This is a genomic window from Hufsiella ginkgonis, assembly GCF_009834915.1.
In the GTDB taxonomy this organism is placed as follows: Bacteria; Bacteroidota; Bacteroidia; order Sphingobacteriales; family Sphingobacteriaceae; genus Hufsiella; species Hufsiella ginkgonis.
In genome coordinates this window covers 214,344-236,615 of sequence record NZ_WVHS01000002.1, presented here as the reverse complement: position 1 = coordinate 236,615, position 22,272 = coordinate 214,344, and the positions used below count along the sequence as shown (strand labels likewise).

General features: G+C 51.7%; 11 protein-coding genes. 1 reads left to right on the top strand and 10 read right to left on the bottom strand.

What is annotated here, in order from left to right; all coding sequences use genetic code 11:
• Positions 1-190 precede the first annotated feature (190 nt).
• From GS398_RS07775 to GS398_RS07765, 3 genes are all read right to left on the bottom strand, one after another.
• Positions 191-2,203 (bottom strand): RagB/SusD family nutrient uptake outer membrane protein, encoded by a 2,013-nt coding sequence (locus tag GS398_RS07775; protein WP_160906207.1) that lies wholly within the window; start codon positions 2,201-2,203, stop codon positions 191-193.
• 29 nt (positions 2,204-2,232) lie between these two features.
• Positions 2,233-5,475 (bottom strand): SusC/RagA family TonB-linked outer membrane protein, encoded by a 3,243-nt coding sequence (locus tag GS398_RS07770; RefSeq protein ID WP_160906206.1) that lies wholly within the window; start codon positions 5,473-5,475, stop codon positions 2,233-2,235.
• 63 nt (positions 5,476-5,538) lie between these two features.
• A complete protein-coding gene (locus tag GS398_RS07765) occupies positions 5,539-6,219 on the bottom strand; it encodes a DUF3826 domain-containing protein (RefSeq protein WP_160906205.1) in 681 nt (226 codons plus the stop codon).
• A 277-nt stretch (positions 6,220-6,496) separates the two neighbouring features.
• Between GS398_RS07765 and GS398_RS07760 the strand changes: the two genes are divergently transcribed.
• On the top strand, positions 6,497-7,369 hold the full coding sequence (locus GS398_RS07760) for an AraC family transcriptional regulator (RefSeq protein WP_160906204.1): 873 nt from the start codon (positions 6,497-6,499) through the stop codon (positions 7,367-7,369).
• Here the strand turns inward: GS398_RS07760 and GS398_RS07755 are convergent.
• The 7 genes from GS398_RS07755 to GS398_RS07725 all read right to left on the bottom strand — a co-directional run bounded on the left by GS398_RS07755 (position 7,366) and on the right by GS398_RS07725 (position 22,166).
• Positions 7,366-8,298 carry a dihydrodipicolinate synthase family protein gene (locus GS398_RS07755; RefSeq protein WP_160906203.1) on the bottom strand — a complete coding sequence of 311 codons (933 nt, stop codon included), beginning with the start codon at positions 8,296-8,298 and terminating at the stop codon, positions 7,366-7,368. The genes GS398_RS07760 and GS398_RS07755 overlap by 4 nt on opposite strands.
• The gene (locus GS398_RS07750; protein ID WP_160906202.1) at positions 8,295-9,869 is read right to left on the bottom strand and encodes a sodium:solute symporter family protein; all 1,575 of its coding nucleotides are present in this window, start codon (positions 9,867-9,869) and stop codon (positions 8,295-8,297) included. Before GS398_RS07750 ends, GS398_RS07755 begins: the two co-directional genes overlap by 4 nt.
• Before the next feature lie 98 nt (positions 9,870-9,967).
• A complete protein-coding gene (locus GS398_RS07745) occupies positions 9,968-13,525 on the bottom strand; it encodes a malectin domain-containing carbohydrate-binding protein (RefSeq protein ID WP_160906201.1) in 3,558 nt (1,185 codons plus the stop codon).
• Positions 13,525-16,314, bottom strand: coding sequence for a glycoside hydrolase family 95 protein (locus GS398_RS07740; protein ID WP_160906200.1), 2,790 nt, complete (start codon positions 16,312-16,314; stop codon positions 13,525-13,527). The genes GS398_RS07745 and GS398_RS07740 overlap by 1 nt, the downstream gene beginning before the upstream one ends.
• A complete protein-coding gene (locus GS398_RS07735; protein ID WP_160906199.1) occupies positions 16,307-17,863 on the bottom strand; it encodes a glycoside hydrolase family 28 protein in 1,557 nt (518 codons plus the stop codon). The genes GS398_RS07740 and GS398_RS07735 overlap by 8 nt, the downstream gene beginning before the upstream one ends.
• 6 nt (positions 17,864-17,869) lie before the next feature.
• Complete coding sequence (locus GS398_RS07730; protein ID WP_160906198.1) at positions 17,870-19,417, bottom strand: MGH1-like glycoside hydrolase domain-containing protein; 1,548 nt, start codon at positions 19,415-19,417, stop codon at positions 17,870-17,872.
• Between the two features lies 1 nt (position 19,418).
• The gene (locus GS398_RS07725) at positions 19,419-22,166 is read right to left on the bottom strand and encodes an alpha-d-galacturonidase (RefSeq protein ID WP_202405990.1); all 2,748 of its coding nucleotides are present in this window, start codon (positions 22,164-22,166) and stop codon (positions 19,419-19,421) included.
• Positions 22,167-22,272 lie beyond the last annotated feature (106 nt).

Here is a 22,272-nt window from a genome sequence, read left to right as displayed (position 1 = left end):
GTTAGAAAGTACAAGTAAATCAAATATCCGGCTAAAGCTGGCTTGGTTTCTATAGCATTTTCTCAAAATAGTATAGGATGTTATCATAGCGTGTAACAATGGTATAGTCCCCGCAACCGGCAGATAATGAACAATGCAGTCATCTCTTTAAGGGATGCTGCATTGCTCAAAGAATCGTGCTGACCCGGTATTATTTCAACGGGTCGAACGTTCCGTTCCCGGTCAGGCTATTCCAGCCGATCGTTTGATTAAGATAGCTGGATGTGTTGAGAACCGATGAATTGATGCCGAAGAAATAATACTCGTTGTACCATTTGAATTTCCACCCGGTGGTGGGATCTACGTCGTCCTTTACGCTCACTTTCAGGTAGTTGTCATAAATATAATCCACGTAGGCATCAGCGTTGGCTACACCGGCAGGATAAGTGGTTGCATCCCTGTCTATCAGCGGCGCCGAACCTGAAGCCGGTTTTACGAAAGGATCGGCCGAGGTGTGCACGTAATCCGTACCGTTGCTGTTTCTGGCACTGAAATAGTATCCCTGGCGACGCATCCCGTCGATCGGCGTCTGCCCGAGCCGCGTACATGTACCAAAATCGTTATTGAAGAGTAGCCACCGGCGCAGGTCCCAGAAGCGTTTGTTCTCATACGCGAACTCTACTTTCCGTTCATTGATGACAGCGCCGAAGGCCTGGTCGCGGGAAGCGATACCGCTCAAGCCATACATGCCGTCTTTATTTTCGACACCAGCCCTGGCGCGAACTTGCTGGATGTAGCCCAACCCGTCGGTCACTTTATCTATGCCGGCAGCCGATTCTGCAAGATTGAGCAGTACTTCCGCATAGCGGATCTCGATGTAATCGGTCCCGCTGATTGAAAATGAGCCGTTTGTGATGGCTGCTGCGGTATTGCTTGCTTTACAAAGATAAAAGCCCGTGGCGGTCGCCGCCTTTTCAGTGCTCTTGTCGTATTTTGTCGCTGAGCTTGCCGATTTCCAGGTATACGTCCATGCGCGGTTCGCCGATGCACCGTTATAAGGGTAAAGCGCGCCGTTCCAGATAAAGGTTTTTGCGAAACGAGGGTCACGGTTCTTATAAATTTTAACAGCATCGTAGGTGTAGATAGAGGAGCCTGGCATTTTGCCGTCTTTCATGGGGAATGCATCCACTATTTGTTTGGTAGGTACCACGGAACCGCCACCACCGATATCTTTCGGCCGGATAGCTTGCTCCCAACCGTTGTTCCGTTGTGAGTTGCCTGAAGCTACGGTGTTGAACCCGGTGGTCCAGATAGCCTCAGTGTTGGCGTAACCTTCTGCGAGGAACATGTTTGCCCAGGCCGTCCCGTTGGCGGTGCCTCCAACGTTATATAAGCCAAAGCCATTAGCATCGAGGAGTGTTTTAGCTGCAAGGTTAGCATCGTAGGCTTTTTGCCAGCGGACCCTGTCATCGGCGCGGTTGAATTGCGGGCTTGCATAGGTAAGGAGTACGCGCCCTTTCAGGGCCGCTGCGGCGCCGCTCGTAATCCGGCCCCAGTCAGAAGCCGGCCATTTTGCCGGAAGCAGCTTGATCGCCTGGTCCAGGTCGGCTACGATCTGGCTAATAGTTGCATCGGTCGAACTGCGCTGGATCTTACTGCTGGTATTGCCGTCGAGGATCGGGTTGGCCGGCTCGAGCACCAGCGGAACGCCGCCATATAATTTTACCAGTTCGAAATACTGGTAGGCCCGCCAGAAATACATTTGTCCTTTCAGCGGATCTTTTACCGCGTCAGTCAAACTATACTTGTCGATAGACGTGAGGAAGATATTGATTTGTTTCATGCGCGTCCAGGTGTTGTTGGCGATGCTCGTTCCAACGGCCTGTCCGAAATACTTTACGGCATGGTTCTGTGTATAAGCGATCGAAGGCCATACCTTATTCCAGTCGTTTTCGCCCGACATCTCATCGGTGGTTTGTGTCCACGCCGTGTTAAATGCGCCGTTTTCAGCATTCGACTGGCTCTGTACGTTCGGGATACCATTATTTGCAGGGCTGAAGAGCCCGTAAATGTAATCCACATAGCCGGAAGCGAGTTGCGGTTCCTGGAAAACTTCTTCGTTGGTCCCTGTAAGGTCGCGTTTTTCTTCGAGGAAATCATCGTTACATCCTGCCGCGGCGATGATAAGCGATGCCAGGAGAAATATATATTTTGTTCGTTTCATTATCGTTTTATTGTTGTTTCGGAACTCTGTTAAAATGTAGCGTTGAGACCCAATGAAATCGTTCTCAGGTTCGGGTAAGTGTTCCAGCCTGCATCCGGATCCCTGTAGTCGTACGGATTGTAAAGGATCACCGGATTAAGCGCAGTAAGTGAAACCCGTGCATTGCTTATGCCTGCGCGCTGCACCAACTTCTTCGGAAGCGAGTAGTTCAGGTTCGCATTGCGGAATCCCATACGAAACGCACTTACCTGCCAGAATTTCGATGTCTTATCCAGGCTCACGTTCGACCAGTTCGGGTTAGGCAGGGTACCCGAAGGGTTCAGCACCGGATCGTAAATATTCGCCCAATAGGCTGGTACGCTCGAGTAAGCATTCGAGATATTCGTTTCCATCTTGTTGCGGGCATCCATTTCCGCAAAACCACCGAACGAGCCGGTAATCGCAGCATCAAAGCTCAATCCTTTCCAGCCGGCGCGCAGTACGATACCGAAGCCATAGTGATTTACCGCTTTTTTAGCAAGCTGGACCTGGTCGTTTTCGTCGATAATACCATCGGGAGCGGCGAAAGTGCCGTCTGCGTTCATTTTGCCGCGAATATCACGGTAGTACAACTGACCGGGCGTTAGTTTGTAGCTGCTTCCGATCGTATTGCCATGTACTTGTGTGATCTTGTACTCTGCCACATATGCGTCGATCTCCTCCTGGTTTTTGAACATGCCCAGTACATCATATCCCCATTTGCCGTTATCGCTCGACTCGCCATAATGCGGAGACCATGGCTGAAGCTGGGAGATGTCGGTATAGTTCATTTTAATGACCTTATTATCGCCCCAGTTAAAGTTGAGGTTGATGCCGTAATTAACGTCTTTACCAGCTTTTGCGTTCCAGCCGAGCCCGATTTCATAGCCGTAGAAGTTTGCCGCCCCGAAATTAGTAGAGGCTATTGAACCCCCGACGGTAGCCGGCACGCTTCCGATCGGCTCGATCAGGATATTAGTGGCTTTATTGTAATAGCCTTCGAGGGTCGCAGATAAGCGATTGTTCAGGAAACGCATGTCGAACCCAAGATTATGCTTAAGCTCATCGCTCCACGTCGCGTCGGGGTTAGGAGACGCCTCCATTTTATAACCGGTCGTGGTAGCGGTATTCGTATTGTTGTTACCGCCGGTACCAGGGAGCACGAGGCCCTTCCCTTCCTGCGGCGTATAGCGTTGCCGCCATAGCCATGCCTTGGTTTGGTCGTTTCCGAGTTTACCCAGTGAATAGCGAACTTTCAGGTAATCAAGCACGTGTGTTGTAAAGAAGCTCTCTTCCGAAACAACCCATCCCACCGATCCTGAATAAAAGCGGCCCCAATAATTGTCCGGAGCAAATTTGGTCGATGCGTCTGAACGGAACAGGAATTCGGCCAGGTATTTGCTGGAATAATTGTAGTTCGCTCTTCCGATGTAGCCCAATGTTCCGGACTCATTACCGGTTGTAGTACCGTCGATCGCACCGAAGGCCGTATTAAACATCCCGTTAGTGCCCTGGAGCGGTTTCTCTTTGAGAACGGTAGTACCATAAGCTTCAGCTTCGGATTTTTCTACAGTAGCGAGCGCACTTACGCTGTGCTTTCCGAAACTACGTTCATAAGTCACGAAAAAGTTGGTTTGATCTCTTTTTTGTCGTGTTTGCGAGTAATACAGGCGGTCTCCGTTAGAATACGAGCTGGTCGGCGTCGTCGCGATCGGCACTGCGTTATCATCGAGAATATGGATGTTGGTCCCGGTCCCGGTGAATTTGGTCAGCGTATAGGTAGTTCCTACCTGGCCACCGTTATTGTTGGCGAAATTCGTCGCGTACTGTAACCTGAAGCCCAGGCCTTTCACCCAGGGTAATTTGTATTCTGCAGAAACGTTCACGGTAAAGACACGGTCGTCATTAGACTGAATGTTTCCAAGACGCTCGATCTCGAAAAAGTGATATCCTGCGAACGCGTTTGTTCCGGGAATCTTTACGGGCACGCCATTGATATATTCCGGAATATAACGTGGGGTAGTAAGCAAATTCACATAGTCATTCTCCAGCGTCTCGCTACCGATCTTATTGAAGGTACGCGCCTGGTCGGTAAAATTCCCCGACAGTTGAAGGCCAACTTTTAAGTTGTTTATCGGCTCAACGTCGGCGCCGCCGCGGAAATTCCAGCGACTGAATTCGAGCGCACCCATGTTACCGTCCTGCGTATAATAAGAAGCGTTGGCAAAATAAGTCGCCTTATTGGCGCCGCCTGATACACTGAGGCCATGATGCATGTTATGTGACGCTTTCCAGGCGTCGTCTAGCCAGTTATGATCCGTATTCTCGAAAGCAGCGATTTCCTCAGCGGTGAACACATTGTCGTTGGTAACGGAATTTGTAGCGGCCCTGCCGTTCGGACCGTTCATGATATTGTAATACCGGGCGAAATCAGCTGCTGACAACATTTTGGTACGGAATGCCTCGTCGTTAACTGCGTACGACCCATTGTAAGAAATCCTTGGCTTACCGTCTTTCCCGCGTTTAGTCCGAACTACGATCACGCCGTTTGCAGCCCGTGAACCGTAGATAGCGGCCGCGGCATCTTTCAGTACGCTGAGCGATTCGATTTCACTGATATCGAGACTATTGAACAGTGTATTATCCGGAGCTCCCTGTGATGTTACCTGGATAACATCATCAATCACGAACAACGGGGATGTGGTACCGCCGTCTTTACTCAGGAACGTGTTAGGATTACGCACGGTGATCGTCGCCGTAGAGCCCGGACGCTGCGTACCGCCGCTTACCCCTACACCCAGCAGACGGCCGGCGAGCGCGGCGCCGATGTTGCTTACCGGCAAATCTTCTATGTCTTTAGTGGTGAGCGTAGCTATGGAACCGGTAAGGGTTTCGCGTTTTTGCGTACCGTAGCCTACCACCACTACCTCGTCCAGGCTTTTGGTGTCAGGTTCCATCGTAACGATGATGGACGAGCGGTCGCCGATCTTTACCTGCTGCCTGATATAGCCAATGTAGGAAAATACCAGCACTGAATCAGACGGGGTAACCCTGATTGAGAATTCTCCGTTGCCGTTGGTGCTTACATTTGACGGGCGGCCTTTCACGCTCACGATCAGCCCGATCATGGGGCTGCCATCCGCCTTATCGACCGCCTTTCCTGTCACCGCCCTTTCCTGGGCATAACCCATAGAGCAGGCGAACAACAACAGGAGAAAAGTTCCCGAAAGATTTAGTAGTTGTTTCAGATTCATAATTTGGTTTTTAATGGTTAATTTGATAATCGTTTATTGTCACAGCTTGCGCCGCAGAAACTCTTAGTTCTTTTGCTGGGCGGCCTTGATGCGCTTCTGCCAGTCCTCCCCCGCTTTTTTCATGTCGATGCCTTGTGCCGACAGGTAGTTATTGATCCTGCCTTTGTACTTTCCAAACCAGGCATGTTTTTTATCCGAAGATTCGGCATCCATGGCATGCTCTCTCGCTTCGGTAAGCCAGGCGAGCATCTGCTTTTTTTGGGGTTCGGTAAGATCGGGGAGCATTTCCTGGTAAGCCTTCCAGGTGATAGGCAATACGTTATAAGTGAGGCCGTTCTTTACCTGTTCTATCTGGTCCTGGTTAAGTTCTTTCGCCAGGCTGGCCAGGAAATGATTGTGCAGGGCGTCTAATTTCCTATTGGCTACGGCTTCCAGCCCGGCTATGCCTGAGTCGAGTTTAGCTTTATCGTCCTTCAGTTCCTCTTTTAGCGCCTTTGTTTCCTGGTTACGCGTTTCGTGTACGTCGTTAAGAGCGCTGTATTCATTCACCAGTAAGGTCCTTACGCGTTTATACTTTGCAGAATCTGCGATGCCCAGTACCGCTGCGATCTTATCAGAACGGAGTGTGATCGTTTTGATATATTCCTGGTCGCGGACAGCTTTCTCCGCGGTTTGCGCGATAGCTCCCACCGAAAAAAGAAGCGCAAAAATACCCGGGAAAGAAAATTTTAGTACTGATCTCATTGGTCAATAATTGGTCGCCCGGTAGTCATCCAGGCATCGTTTAATCTATTATTGGTTCAGTTTAAGCCAAACTGCTTATACAAAGATGATAGCTGGTCAGCGAGTATTTTTTGCAATTGTTATCTTCTTGTTGTAGGATATTATCATATCTTTACTTTCAGAAGTTTCGTCGATTACTTTCAGTTGTAAATGTAATTTTTATTTGTGAAAATTATCAGGATAGCATAAATCGCCCGCAGGAATTTCAGGAACCAATTAAAAAGCTGAGTATAACCACATGAAAGCGCATTTTCGTAAGGTACCGATCAATATCCAGAACTCTTATAGCGTGAGGCACGACCACCTGCCCAACTTCGGCGGGATCTGGCATTATCACCCGGAGTTGGAACTTCACCACATTATACGGGGCGAAGGCGTAAGATTGATCGGGGATAATATCAGCAATTTTTCATCGGGCGAGATCCTGCTGCTCGGCGAAAACCTTCCTCATACCTGGCGATGTAAAGAAGAATATTTCCAAAATAACCCGGACCTGAATGTAGAGGCCATTGTGATCCATTTTCTTCCGGATTGTCTTGGTAAATATTTATTGAGTTTACCGGAGGCATACCTGATCCCGAAATTGTTTGAAAAGGCAAAAAACGGGATGCTGATCGGCGGAAAAGCCCGGGAACAGCTGGCCGGCCTGATGTTTAACGCGGTGCACGCCACCAACCTCGACCGGATCATCGTGCTGTTGTCTATTTTAAAAACGCTGGCGGAAACGGAGGAGTTTTCGCCCATCGCGTCTACGCACCAGGCATTTTATCAATCCAATGAGTCGGATACGATCCGGTTGAACAAAGTGTGCAGCTACACCCTGTCCAACTATAAACGGGAGATCAGCCTGGAAGAGATCTCTTCCATCAGTAACCTGAGCGTTACTTCATTCTGCCGGTATTTTAAGCAGATCACCAAGAAAACGTACTATGATTTCCTGATCGAGATCCGCATCAGCCATGCGTGCCGTTTCCTGATCGAAGATAAATTGCCCACGGAAGTGCTGTGTTTCGAGTGTGGTTTCAACAACGTGTCCAACTTCTACCGGCATTTTAAAAAGGTGGCCGGTATGACCCCGCTGGAGTACAAGCGGAAATACCTGCGGAATTAGTGACCGTTATTCTCAAATTTGACTTCACGTTCCAGTAAGCGATACCGGTCGTACAAGCTGTTGATCTCTTTTTTTACGGTCGGGGTAAATTCCCCGACTTTCCTCCTGGTGAACGTGGAGATACCGATCCCGCGTTTGCTGAGGTAGTATTTGGCGATAACCGGGTATACATGGTGCATAACGTCCATGTTATGTACCAGGAACTGCTGTACCAGGTCCACTTCGTGGGATAAGGTTTCGTTACCGTAATTTTTGCAAAGCCACGCGATCATTTCGGGGAAAAAGTTACCCTGGATGCATGAAAGCCCGGCGGAACCTGCTTTCAGCGATTCGACGGCGTGGACCATATAAGCGTCGTATAACCCGAACGTGCGCCCTGCTCCTGCCGCGATTTTCTCGCGTACCTGTTCAATATCCAGGCAAGTATCTTTATGATAAACCAACCGCCCGGTGTCTACGAATTGTTTAACCTGGCTGGCAGAAAGCAATCTTTTATAAGGTACGGGGCATTCATAAAATCCCATAGGTATGCCCGGGGTGAGGTCGAACAGCTGCAAAACGCGCTCGTTAAAAACTTCGTCAGTTTCATGCTCCCCGGCGAGCAGGCCGGTAATGCCGATCACGGCTTCCGCTCCGCAATCGTATACCCGTTTCGCAAAATCGGCCTGCTGCGCGACGGGACCGCCAAACGTACCGGTGGCCACCACGGGAACTGCCCCGTTAACTGTTTTTACCACGTGCCTGATGGCGCGGATCCGCTCTTCGCCGGTAAGCTCGAACATCTCGCCCGAGAGGCAATTCGCAAACAATCCGGCGGCACCCGCCCCGAGGTAAACTTCCGTTAAACGGGTAAGCGCCGGGTAGTCGATCTCGCCACTATCTGTGAAGGGAGTGAGCATGACGGGGATAAATCCTTTTTCTGTTTTCATGATTCTTTGTTATTGATCGTCGCGGCGCTTTTCAAATTGGTGATGATAATTCCTGCTAAAAAGATGGTCAGCGTTCCGATTACGATGATCATGTTCTTATGCAGCGGGTTCCTGAGCCAGGCAAGGTCACCGGGTAACAAACCGGGGAAGGTCATCCAGACGATTACCAGGATACCGATGATCACCGCGGTAAGTGCCTCGGCGTTTCCCGCCCTCCGGCTGATCATGCCCAGCAGGAAAAGGCCAAGCATTCCCGCCGCGAAGATCCCCGAAAGTTCCCACCAGGCATCCAGGATACTTTTTACGCCGATCATGGCGATACCTGCGCCCATACCAAGAAGACCCGCGAGCACGGTAAGCAGGTAAAGCAACCTCATGGTCTGTTTGTCGTTCAAACCGGGGTTGATGTACCGTTTGTAAATATCTTCGGTAAAAACCGTGGCCGAAGCATTCATCCCGGAGCTGATGGTGCTCATAGCGGCCGATAAAATGGCGGAAACAATAAGCCCTGCCAAACCTGCGGGAATACTGCTTACCATAAAATGCGGCATTACCTTGTCGCCATAATCGGCGGGTTGTAATGAGGCCGCCACGCGGGATATTTCCGCCGCGGCGGCCGAAGCGGGTAAACGTTCCGCGGCTACCTGTTCACGGATCCCGCTGATCAGTTCGGGGTGTACCTGGTAGTACGCGTACAGGCAGGACCCTATTACAAAGAACAACAGCGACGCCGGAACGTACAGGACCACGCAAAGCCACACAGACCTTGAAGCCTGCCTGGAGGAGGTAGCGGTATGGTAACGCTGAATGTAGTTCTGGTCCATCCCGAAATTGTTCAGGTTAATAAAAAATCCGTAAAACAGCACTACCCAAAAAGTCGACGTAGTAAAATCCGGCGAAAGACTGCCAAGGCTTAGCTTTCCGTCCCGCTGCCCGATTTCGACGATATGTGATACGCCCCCGGGCATGCGGCTGATAATAAGATACAGGATCAGCAATGCGCCAAGCGTTTTTAAAACGCCCTGGATCACTTCCGTCCAGATCACGGCTTCGATGCCGCCCAATACGGTATAGATGATGATACAGATCCCCATGGTGATCATTACCGTTTGCATGGAGAACCCGGTTAACGCCTGCAGGCTGAGCGCGATCCCAAAAAATATGGATCCCATGCGTGCGAGCTGCGTAAGCAGGAAACAACAGACCGCGTAGGTCCTTGCCCATGGGCCGAACCGTTTTTCGAGATGCGTATAGGCCGAAACTTCGCCGGTACACCGGTAAAACGGGACAAAATATTTCGACGCGACCCACGCGGCAAGCGGCATGGATAAGCTGAAAACAAAGGCGTTCCAGTTAGACCCGAACGCTTTGCCGGGAACTCCGAGAAACGTGTTGCTGCTTAAAAAAGTAGCGTATATGGAAAGTCCGATAGCCCAACCGGGTATCCGGCCCGAGGCTTTGGTGAACTGTTCCGCGTTTTTGTTCTTCCCCGAAAAATACAAACCGGTTAGCACCATGCCAAGCAGGTACACGGCGATAATAGCTAGATCGAAAATTGGAAGGTTCTTCATCTGGTGAAACCGCCGGTTAGTTCATTCCAAATATGCCGGGGAGAGCGGGTAGTTTCATATATGATTTTTTCCAGGTACTATAGGATATTAGCACCGCTTTACTGCACATCGAGCGTGTCGATAAACAGGCCGGCGGCGTCTTCCGCGGTGAGTATGATCTTATACTGGCCGGCGTTTACCATGCTGCCGGTATTGGTGGTGAGGTAATTCCATTTCCCGCTTTTGGTGGACAGAAATTCCAGCGGTTCATCTTTAAGGATCACCGTTCCGTCCTTACTGATCACCGAGATTTTCGCCTTCATGGGCTTTTCCAGCGGATTATGATATTTGATCGTCAATGAATAGATATCGGCAACACCGGTAGTGATCGTCCATATCAGCTGGTCGCCGGCGGCTTTCTTAAATACCACGCGTTCTTTGTCCATCAGGTGCTCTTTGGCGATGCCGTTGCCAGTTAACAAACCGTCGGTCGCCTTATAGGTCTTAACGGGCTTGAGGTCGTAAGCAGGTTGCATGCGCGCTGCCGGAATAGCGGCGACCAGGTAATTTCCCGCCGAAACCGTTCCTGCAGAAGGGATCGATACCGTGCTGCCTGCATCGAAACGCTTTTTGAACACCATGAATTTACGGCCGCCGTTTTCACTCGTGGTGATCTTATCCCCGGTATCTTCAAAGCTTTTCAGCCAATCCGGCAGCGCTTTTTCGCCACGGTCAATACCCACAAAAACATCAGCAGTGTCGGCCAGCAGGAAACCCGGGGTTAATGGCAAGTCGTTAAAGGGTTTTCGTACCCATTCAGCACCGTACAGGTAGGGTGGCAGATCGCTGAATGCAATGACGGAATCCGTGTAAGGATGTTCGCCTGTATCGAGCCAGCTGCGTACCGTCCATCCCGGCGGCATAATGGCAGGATGCGCAGGCGTGGCCTCAAAAACGCCCGATGACGGCGGTGCCGCCGCGACAGGTTTCAGTGATGCTACCGCGATGGCGGAGATAAGGGCTTGTCCGGCCTTCGCGCCGGGAAAGTGAATGGTAAGCACTCCGCCCGTTACGTGTGCGTTTATTACTTTTTTCAACGCGCCGTCGTGACCTGATTCTTTCCATATATCCAGGTCGCAGATGACCGTTTTTTCGTTAACAGCCACATCAAAGAGCCGCCAACCGGTGCAATCCATGCCGCCGCCGGTACCAAGCCAGGGTTCTGTAAAGTATAGCTCTACCCGGTAGTTGCCGTCAGGAACCGGGAAATCAAATCGTAGCTGATCGAGGCCATACCGAAAATCCTGGAAGAGCTTCCAGTCGGCAGTGCCCTGAATGGGATCGGATGTTCGCCGCTGACTGGCGAAAAAAGAGGGCGTTCCGGGATAATTTTTTGCCCATGAAGAGCTCCCCCAGGTGCTGTTACCAGACCGGGGCCGGTCAGCCAGCCACGTATTCCCCTGCGTATCCGTGTAATCCGGCCCGCCGCAGTTTACGCGGTACAGGTAGTGATAGCCAGGCTCCGGTGCGGTTATTGGCTTTGCACCCGATAATAATTTCTTAAAACCTGGCGCCTCGGGCAAGTGGTTCAATACGATATAGTCTTTGGCGGCAGCTTTACCGTTCACATAGCCAACGGCGTACAATACATTATAGCGGATCATGGCATCGTCCCATTGGAAATGGTTACCTATCGCACCGCGGCTGCGCTTTCCGAGCGATTGCTGCCCTACGTCGTTAAACAATTCAACTTCATCACAATTGGAGTATACCACCAGGCTGTCCTTTTCCCCGGTCGTGGTCCACCGGTCAGGCCAGGTATGCGACACGATGTACACCATCGGCTGTGTCGTTTTAGGCGCATAGTTTGAGCGGAAAAGGTAATACACGTCAAGCGGCTCTTCCCAGGGGGTGAGCAGGCCCTTGTAATTAACCGGTCCTACCCGATCTATCTCCCGTTTTCCCTCGCCGCCCTGTACCCTCCCCGGGTTGTCATGCGAATTAAATAACCAGAAATATTGCCCGGCGACACTGTCTTTAACCGATTCGGCCAGGCGGATCTTCTGCTCTATCAACCGGGCCATCCGGTCTTCACTTAAGGCGCCCGCTGCGTTGAACGGGCCTTCGGTGTGCAGGTCGGCGGTACGCCATGCGCCGTATTCGCCAATCAGCACCTGCCGTTTTACGTCATTGGCGTAATCGGCAGGATTTCCGCCGTAAGTGCCCGTCCAGTTTTGCGGTACATCCCAATCGGTGCCTTTACCGCCGTTGCAGGTGGTTACCTTTCGCTGGGATGATGCGGTCGGGTCCAGCTGCCGGATCAGCTGCGTGCATTCTTTGGCGAAATCCTCGGGTAACGTGCTTTCATTTTCCAGGCCCCAGAGGATCACGGAGGGGCTGTTGCGACGTTCTTTTACCCATTCAGTGAGCAGGTTTTTGAAGTTGGCCCTGAACGCCGGGGTATCATACCAGATATGTGCCGCCATCTGTGTCCATGACAAGATCCCCAGTTTATCCCAGTACGCCTGGTACCGCAGGTTATGAGGCTGGTGGGCGTCGCGGAACGCGTTGAAACCCGCCGCTTTAATTTGCATCACCCTCGAACGCACCTCCGCGGCGTCGAATGCGTGGCTCTTTCCGATCATATGCTCATACTCGGCGATCCCGTTAATAAAAACCGGCTTGCCGTTTAGCAGGAATTGCTTTTGCGCGGTCCCCTGTACATCGGGCCAGCTGATCCAGCGAATGCCATAGAGTGTGGATAACCGGTCGATCACTTTGCCGTTCTCCACGATTTCCGACACAAGCTGGTATAAATGAGGATCTTCCAGCGACCATAAATGCGGGTTCCGTACGGTTACCTGTCCCTTGAACTGGTAACTTGTGCTACCCGGTATCCGCTTTGCAGGAGAAACCTGCATGGCCAACGTCTTCCCGTCTGCGTCTTTCAGGGCGGTGCGTAAAACCAGCTTCCGGTTGGTGTTTCCGTAATTCCTGACGGTTGTTTCGGTAAATAACGGCACCGGTCCGGAAGCCGGGATCTTGTTATTCCACGCATGTACGCCGAACGGCTCGATCCGCACCTCATCGGTAACGATTAAATGAACCGGCCTGAAAATCCCCATCGGTTGTGATCCTTCCGAAAATCCGCGCTCTTCTGAACAGCCGCCGCAAACCCACGGCAAGTCCCGGATATCGGCAGGGTGGCCCGCAAATACGGCTAAGAGATTACTTCGTCCGTCGCGGTATATTTCCGCGGTAACATCCAGGGTAAAAGAAGTCCGTCCGCCTGCGTGTTTTCCGACCAGCTTACCGTTCAGGTACACCGTGGCATAAGATCCTACGCCTTCAAACCAGAGAAAAAACCTTTCGCGGCCGGAAGCGGCTTTCGCGGTAAAAGTTTTCCGGTACCAGGCGAAACCATGCAGGTTCCCGTGCCGCAGCCTGCGATAACCGCCATACGCATCCCAATTATGCGGGACGGTCACTTTCGTCCAGTTTCGAACAGCGAAACCGCGTGTCTCAAAACCCTTGTACGCAGCGCTAAGGGAACTCTCTGCGGTTAGCCAGCCGGCGTTTAGCGGTATATCCCGGCGCAACGGCTGCGAGAACCCGGCAGCTGGAATACCGGCGATCAGGATCACCAAAACAAGCCCGCGCCTAAGTTTTTGATCCATCACCAATTTGTTATGTACGATTTGCCTTTTTCCGTGGAGAAATCCTGTACCTGGCTGCCATATTTTAGTATACACTTGTTGCCGGCTTTTGAGAACACTTCGGTACTAACCAGTTTGCCCTTTTTCCACGAAAGGTTTACCACAAAACCTCCTCTTGCACATAACCCTTTTATTTCCCCGTCCGGGATCTCGGGAGGCAAAGCCGGCAGCAGGTCGATATAGCTCATCTGGCTTTGGACCAGCATCTCGGCGATACCTGCGGCGCCCCCGAAATTGCCGTCGATCTGGAACGGCGGATGCGCGTCGAATAAGTTGAGGTAAGAGCCACCAATGCTCCGTGCCGGCCGGAGCAGCATTTTTAAGAGGTTAAAAGCATGTGCGCCGTCCTTAAAACGGGCCCAGTAGTTAATTTTCCACGCCAGGCTCCAGCCTGTGCCCTCATCTCCGCGGAATAACAGGGATTGCCGGGCTGCGTGCATCAGTTTTGCGCTTTCGTCCCAATTGATCTCGTTACCCGGGAACACGCCCCAAAGATGTGATACGTGGCGGTGTGTGCTCGCGGTATCGTCTTTATCCTCGAGCCATTCCTGCAGCTGCCCCGCCCTGCCGACCTGGTTGGGTGCTATCATCGGCATTTTTTTTTGCAGGCTATCGCGGAACTTAGCATCCGTCTCCAATATTTTCGACGCCTCGATGGTGTTTTTAAAGAGGTCACGTATTAATTGGTGATCCATTGCGGGACCTGCTACCAGCCCTCCGTTCTCGGGCGAATTGGAGGGCGTGCTTACCAGCCAGCCGGTTTTGGGGTCTTTCACCAGGAAACTGTTATAAAACCGGGCAGCCGATCGCATCACGGGATACGCCCTCGCCCGCAGAAAAGTCTCGTCCTGTGTAAACAGGTAATGTTCCCAGAAATGGTGACTAAGCCACGCCGCCCCCGACACCCAGATGCCATGATTGGAGGCGTTGATAGGTGCCGTGCCGCGCCAGAGATCAGTATTGTGATGAAGTACCCAGCCGGGCGCGTTATAATATTGTTTTGCGGTTTCGGTGCCCGTTTTAACGAGATCTTCGGTAAGATTAAACAGCGGCTCGTGCATCGGTGAAAGATTTAATACCTCCGCCGGCCAGTAGTTCATCTCCAGGTTTACATTGGTGGTATATTTGCTCCCCCATGGCGGGGCCAGAAGGTCGTTCCATATTCCCTGCAGGTTGGCGGCCTGCGTACCCGGACGTGAACTGGAGATGAGCAAATAACGCCCATATTGTACATACAGGGCTGCAAACGACGGATCGGGCCGTTTCGAAAAGCTCAAGAGCCTCAGGTTTGTCGGTGTTGCCGAGGCTGTATCGGTTCCCAGCCTGATCGAAAACGTGTTAAAGTAACGCTGGTAGTCCTGTACGTGCGCCTGTTTAACTGTTTCGTATGACCTGGCGGTAATTTTTTCAAGGGCGATACGGCTGATTTCGTTAGCATTGGCAGACACGTCGCGGTAACTCCTGAAATTGGTGGCGGCAGTAAGATAAAGCGTTGCCTCGTTGGCACCCGATATAACCAGCTCATTACCGCTTGCCGTGATCTTCCCGCCGTTCAGCTTTACCCGCAGGTGGCTTACGCCCTTTAACGCGCCATGCTTTACGTTCAACGAGAGCGCGATGGTATGAGCGTCTATACGGGTTACCGTCGCACCCCTGTGCGGGCTGCCAAGCGAGGCCCTGAAGCTGATCTTCCCGGGCTGATCCGCCGCCAGGTGCACTACAAGCGCGTCGCCCGGTTGACTTGCAAAGTACTCACGGCGATAGCCAACGCCTCCGGCTGTGTAGCTGGTGGTAACAATAGCACGTTCCAGGTCGAGCTCGCGCCGGTAGCGTTCTTCTTTCTCATGGCCCGGAAAATTAAGCGTAAGGTCGCCAAAAGGCTGATAATCCGCCTGGTACCGCGCAATTGCGGGCGGATCGCTGTCCTGGACCAGGTATTTCCATGGTTTTACGAGGGAGATCGCCTGTTTCGGATCGGTTCCGGGGTAAATGCCTATGTGCCGCGTGGTATCTTTATAGCCTGCGATGCCGCCTTTGTCGAAATAATTGATCACCTGGATAGCTATTACATTCCTGCCTTTTACGAGCGCAGTGGCCGGCACGATGTATTTCCGGGGATCGGGGCTGTTGGTACTGCCTATAAGCTTGCCATTCACATAAGTAAAATCGAGCTCGCGTATGCGGTTAAGGTCGAGAACGAGGTCCTTCCCATTCCACGACCCGGGGAGGTTGAAAGTAGTGCGAAACCAAACGGCGCCGTCGAGGCCTTCGAAGCCTGCCGTTTCCCATCCTTCGTAAGCGGGTACCGGCATTTCCTTCCAGGCATCGTCGTTATAACCGGGCAGCGCAGGGTTGCCGTTTAATCCTTTCAGGGCACGTACCCGGCGAAGCCAGGCTTCACGATCGCCCGCAGGCGATTGCGCCCCCATAAACCGCTTTTCGGCAAGTTCTTCCGCTTCTTTCTGTTTTCCGTCGAACAGCAGCTGCCGGATCTGCGGAAGATACCGGTAAGCGCCTTGCCGGTTATAGTCGCGCGGCGCGCCGCTCCATAGGGTTTCTTCGTTAAACTGGATCCTGTCCCGGCGTACGCCACCGAATACCATGCCGCCCATCCTGCCGTTGCCAATGGGCAGCGCATCGGTCCATACGGCCGGATCTGCCGGAGCCGCATACCATAGCTTCAGGTCCTGTGAAAAGGCCTGCGCCGCAGTCAACAGGCAGGCCGCCAGCACGATACATTTTCTATTCATCAACTGTGACCTTTTCCGTTACCGAAGCGTCTTTTACCACCGGGGTACCGTACGTAAAGCTATTGCCTTTCAGGGCGATGTTCCTGGTTTTTGCGCCTGTCAGCCTGAGGAACACGCCGCTGCCGGGTAACGTGGTACATCCCGAAACAAAAACATCCTCGCTGTCTGTGAGCTCCGCTACTGCGGCACCCGTTCCGGGAGAGGTAGACTTAACGCCGTTAATCTCGAGAAACTTAACATTTTCGGCCACGATGACGGGGCCGGCCGTCGTACTCACCTTAACCTGGTGAAACTCGATGAACTTAGCTTCTTTTATTGAAAATCCTGTTTTGGCGATGAGATTGATGTTGTTAAACGTTACATTTTCGATGGGCATTTCCGCCAGGCCGTTCAGGAATGCCGCCTGGTTTACCTCGCCGGTAATGTTGCTGAAATGAATGTTCCTGAACTGCGGCGTGCGTTCAGAAACCGGCTCCGGCTGCGTCTTGGCATACTGCATATCGAGCACCAGGGCCTGCTCCCTGATATTCTTCATAACGATGTTGTCCACGCGGATCTCCTCCACGATGCCGCCCCTTCCACGGGCCGTTTTTATACGGATCCCGCGGTCGGTACCGTCAAAAATGCAGTTGGAGATCGCGATCTTCCGCACATCGCCCGACATTTCGCTCCCGATCACTACTCCCCCGTGACCGGATAACATGGTACAATTTACGATCGTATAGTTTTCTGCCGGGGTGGCCATTTTTCTGCCCGAACGGTCCTTGCCCGACTTAATGGTGATACAGTCGTCGCCCACGCTGATATGACAATCGGAAATATGCACGTACCTGCACGACTCGGGATTAATGCCATCCGTATTCGGTGACGGCGGATTATTAATGGTGATACCGGTAATGGTCACGTTCTCGCAAAATTCCGGGTTTACCGTCCAGAAGGGTGAATTGCGGATCGTGATCCCTTGGATAAGTAAATTCTTACAAAACATGGGTTGTATGAACGGCGGACGAAGAAAGCCGCGTTCCACCCATCCCGGGAGGTCGGGACGAAGAATGTCTTTATTCAGCCGGTCGAACTCCAGCTGCCATTTCGACCGCGGGCTTTTCTCGTTGTATCCTTCGGAGAATGCCCACCATTTTTTGCCATGTCCGTCGATCAGGCCGCGGCCGCGGATGGTGATATTTTCGGCTTTATAGGCATAGAACAACGGAGAAAAGTTCATCACGTCCGTTCCTTCCCAACGCGATCGTACCATCGGCAGGTAGTGATCAAAATTATCGCTGAAATGAAGCTCCGCACCCGCATCAATGTCGATCACGATATTGCTTTCCAGGCGGATCGGCCCCGTGAGGTATTTACCTGCCGGAAAATAAACCGTACCGCCACCTGCTTTGGAGGCTGCATCTATCGCCCGTGCGATGGCCGCGGTTGCGAGCCGACTGCTATCGTTCTTCGCCCCGTATTTAACCACGTTGTAATACGACTGTGCATTTGCCTTCAAAAAAACAGAAGAGAGCGAAAGGAGAACGAAAACGATTTTTTTAATCATGATGCTTCAAAGCTTAACCTGTACATGACTCACCTTTTTACCTGAATATATCTCTCTGCCATCAGCGAACAGCCTGAAACCCTTCCCCTTTCCATATTTGCGGCCGGTTTTGTCCCATAAAATGGAGATGTCTTTGCCATGATAACGTACCTTGTCCAGGCAAAACCAATCCCATTCGCCTTGCGGGATAAGGGGGTTGATCTCCAGGATATCGTCTGGACGGGCCTTTAGGCCTACCAGGTCGTTTATTACCAGGTCTGCAAAACCCGAATGGTTGTAAAAACGACTGCGGGGATTATCACCTTTCAACCATTCGCCGTTCTTTTCGTCCTGGTACTCACCGATATAGATCTTACCGCCCATCTGGTGAGACATTGCATACTTATGGAGCTCATTATAATAAACGGCCGCGTTCATTTTGCCGTGAACCTTATAATCCGTCAGGAGATTTGCCAATCCCTTTAATGTTTGCGTAGTGGCGAAAGGCCATACTGCGCCGTCCCACTCGCAGCCATGCCCCGACCCGTGTGTACGGAACAGCGGGTGGCGCCGTTCTGCCGTAGTGATCCCCCACGGCGCATTAAACCCGGCGGGGTCGAGCAGTTGCGACCATTGTTTCGCGTAAGCCGCTTTGTCTTCGGGCAGGTTAAAGTACCATGGAATGAACCCGATCTCTTCTCTGGCGTCAGAGAAGCCACCTTTTTCGAATTTTACTTTATAGAATGAAGCATTATTATCCCATAATTGGGCATCGGTTTTCGATTTAAGGTCAGCCGCTTTCTCCGCATATTTTTTCTGTAGGTTGTCATCGCCGGTTAGCTTTGCCATAGCCGAAAGCGCCATGGCATTACCGTACATATAGCTGTTGATGGTGGGCCGCACATTCTTGTCCTTACGCGAGCCGGAGATCGATTCCTCCATGGCATCTTTGACGTCAAATTGCCAGAACAGGCCCCCGGGCTCGCGCTTTTCGGTCTCCCAGCGGGCGTAATCGGCATCCAAAGCGGCCAGGTTCTTTTGAACGAAGCTTTTATCGAGGTTCACGAGGTAAAGGTGGTACACCGCATAGTCTACCCAGCTGCTAAAGCCGTGGAATACAGGCTTGGTATGTTTAGGGTCGACGTATAACCAGAACGAAATATAGTCGCTGATGTATTTGGGATCGCGCAGCCAGCGCCCCTCGAACACCTGGTGACCCAACGCGCTGCTTACCGCGTTATATTTACCGGCATGGTTCACCGGGGTGATGAACTCTGTGAAAATAAAGCCTTCCGGGGTTTGTTTCAGGTGTTTACGAAACGTCCACCACCGGTAATAATACACCTTCTGAATGGCGGAATCAGGGCAGTCGAACAGCGGGATATTGGCGGAAAGCCATGCCAAAGACTGGTCGTTCGAGATGAAATTTTTAACCGCTTCCGGATCTTCTGCGTTAAAAGAATCGATATACGGTTTCAGCTGCGCCGTATTTATCAAGCTTTTTTGCTGTGCATAGGCGGCATGAACGACAAAGAATAAAGTAATAATTAAGTATTTCCTAATAGTTGTCATCATATCAGTTAAATAGCCAGTCCACATCACGTTCATTCGTTAATGCGGCATCATATGTTTTAACGGCCTGGGTGCCGGGAATAAACCCCAGTACCAGGCATCTTCCCCTGCCCAAACTGATGGAATGCGTACCCGCGGAAACGGAGAAAACATGTACATTTACCGGCGTTAATCCGCTTATGACCAGCGCATTGGCTATCCGGATCTCGTCCTGCCCGAACTCATTTGCATTGGCATCGTTTTCCAGCCTCGGGGCTTTCAGGTAACGCTGGTCCCTGGTATTAAAATAACCTACCAGCAATTTTACGGGGGCCGTACAGGTAAAATTAACGATAGTTCCGTCCGCTTCTTGTTTAGCTGCGTTCGTTCGGACGGCGGCAAGGCCTCTCAGCTCCGGGACCATCCCGGTTATCACGGCAGCGGTATCCCCGAACACCCTTTCGCCTGTGCTAAGCGTAATTTTCTCGCCGGCGGCGCCTGTTAACGTTACCGTCGCATTTTTAAACGCCACGACTGCCGACTGTGTTACCGCGCCTTTTGCATTTTTTAACGAATCTATATTCCTTCTCAGGTTGCCCAGTTCTTTCTCATAAACGGGTAACATTTCCCGCCATTCCTTGTACGTTCCGTCGACTCCGCGCATCGGGATCTTTCGCTGCGAGGTTTGCATGCTATTGGCGTACAAATAAGTTTTCTCTGTTAACCCGGTGAGCTCACGGAAATGTGCCACGCTCTTTTGAAGTAAAGGGAACGCCTTTTCGAGATCGGCGATGTCGTCGGAATACTTGAAACGAAGTACCTGTAAAGCCGCGCGCACCTTTTCCGCATAAAAATCGGCAAGGGCCGCCTGGCAGTACATATCGTTTCGCAGCCGTTCAAATTCCGTTTTATCGCGCGTAACAAAAGGCAATGCGTCATTTATCGCTTTAATGGCTTTTTTACCATGTGCCTCCACTTCAGCGGCAACCCGAACAGGGGTTTCGCCGACGTGCGGTTGTTTCTTCCATTGCTTTTCGGCATATTCGATGATCATCTCCCCTTCCGGTGCTTCCGAATTATATAACAAAGGAAAAAGACCGAACTTATTCGGGCTGATGAGCTGCGTCATAAGCATGCCGAGTGTAAGCGTCTGGCGGTTGCCATCGGTAATGCCATAGCGCCGCAGGAGTTTGGGAGAGATCTCACCTGCCTCTTCATAAGCATCTAAAATTAACCGGCCCTTTGCAGGTTCGCAACCGTACCGGGCACCCAGCTGGTCGCTCCAATAAGCGATCTCGCCCACCCGGTCGCGCTGTGCATTCCAAGCGTACCTGCCCCAGGTTTTATACCACATCCAATCGCGGTCGACCTGCAGGATCCGGCCCGGGACATTGTCGGCAGTATAAGGCCAGTCCCAATAGGAAGACTGCGGGTATAAATGAAGGCCGTTCGCCTCGTATACGCTGTGCATGGCTTTCACCGATCGCTGTATAAAATCGGCTGAACCATACCTGAAAGGCTCGAGGTTGGCCAGGATGTGCACGTTTTCGATCTGGACGGTGCCGATACGGCTCAGCGTGCGATGCAGGTCTGCCCACGGGCCGCGCGGCTCGTAGGTGGTGAGGGCTTCGCCGTTAAATTTGGCTTCGGTGTACAGGTTTTTATAGAGCGGCAGCGCGGCCTTCATCACCGCGGGAGCGTCGGTATCGTGCGCGCGCAGTACGATCGGTGGCTCATCGGTTTTACCCAGCGCTTTTAACCCGTCCTTTACACCGGGGATGATCGTTTTAGTGAACCACTCTATGTCGTCGTTTCCCACACCTTCCATCGCTTCGCCCAGTGCGACCATTAAGCCGACGTTCGGGTATTTTTCTACGAAGGCGGCGATGGACTTGCGTGTATAATCGGCGATCAAGGGAACGATCGGCCGGTTCCTGTCCTGTGTTTTCAGGTTGTTTTTCTCCGCAAATGGCTTGGAAACGATGATATTATAGAACATCTGGATCACCCAGATGCCGCGTTTATCCGCTTCTCGGGTGAGAAACCGGAAGATCTCCTCGTTCTTTTTAAAGGTGGCTTCGTCTACCTCCACGGCGTACGGATAATCCTTAAGCCTTACCAGCGAAGCGAACGGGTGACCATTCCACAAGTACAAGGAATTATAACGGTTCTCTACCATCATATCCAGGTACTTGATCCATAGTGCTTTATCATAAAACCATGGAAAGGTCGCCGGCGTGTAAGGATATTCGTAAACACCCCGTCCCGGGAGGTATACCGGCTTTTGAAGGCCGATACAAGTACCGCGCAGCACCATCTCCGGTTGATCCGTCAGGGTTAACGAGGCGGGAAGCGTACCGGCCTGGTTCAATCTTTCGATAATTTCCATGCAGCCGTACAACGTGCCTGAGGCATCGGCACCGGCTACTACCGACGTCGTTTTACCGGAGCTGATCGAGAATCCTTCTTTCTTCGGCTTGTTGAGCCAGATGTGGTTTATATCGGCCGAATGCCATAGCCACTTTTCGCCGTATACACCTACCAGGATGGTGCGGCCCGTAAGCGGCGCCCTTCCCTGGGTAAGCAGGCTGACCTCGTAACCCTTCGCGCGCAGCGCACCTGCCAGTTTCTCCGCGCCAAATTTAACGCGCACATGGCTATTCAAACGCACGATGGTTACTTTACCTTTTCCTGCTTGCCTTGCCCGACCAATGTTCGGGAACAGGAAAACGAGCCCCAGGCAAATACTAAATAAATATGCAATTTTCTTCATCAGGAACTTTGTTTCCTGCGGTGGATACAGGATTGCGTTTACTGGTTAGTACACAGGTACGACATCAAATTTAGGGATTTTTAAAGGGGGCATTTCTATAGTAATT